This is a genomic window from Chryseobacterium sp. SIMBA_028, assembly GCF_046535285.1.
In the GTDB taxonomy this organism is placed as follows: Bacteria; Bacteroidota; Bacteroidia; order Flavobacteriales; family Weeksellaceae; genus Chryseobacterium.
In genome coordinates, this window is the sequence record NZ_JAWRWZ010000660.1 from 1 (window position 1) to 248 (window position 248).

The 248-nt window shown below is 62.9% G+C and carries 1 protein-coding gene; it reads right to left on the minus strand.

Annotated elements, in window-relative coordinates; genetic code table 11:
• A partial coding sequence (locus SCA31_RS24880; RefSeq protein ID WP_410699625.1) for a hypothetical protein occupies positions 1-248 on the minus strand: 248 nt, incomplete at both ends.

Below are 248 nucleotides of genomic sequence, written 5' to 3' on the forward strand. Positions count from 1 at the left end.
GCCGTGGCGCTAAATCCGAGCGCTGTTGCATAGACTGCCGATGCGGTACTGCTGCCGCCCACAGCTGTACGGCCAGTAGTCGAGGCCGTCACGTTACAGCCGATAGCAACATCGTTCACGTTGCCGCCGAACGAAGCGTTCGTACAGCCCGTGCCCTGAAACACAGCATTCTGCGCATACGCCTCGTCGGGCGCACTCAGTCCGGCAACAACCGCTACCGCTGCGACCGTCAGCACACCAAGCGCCGG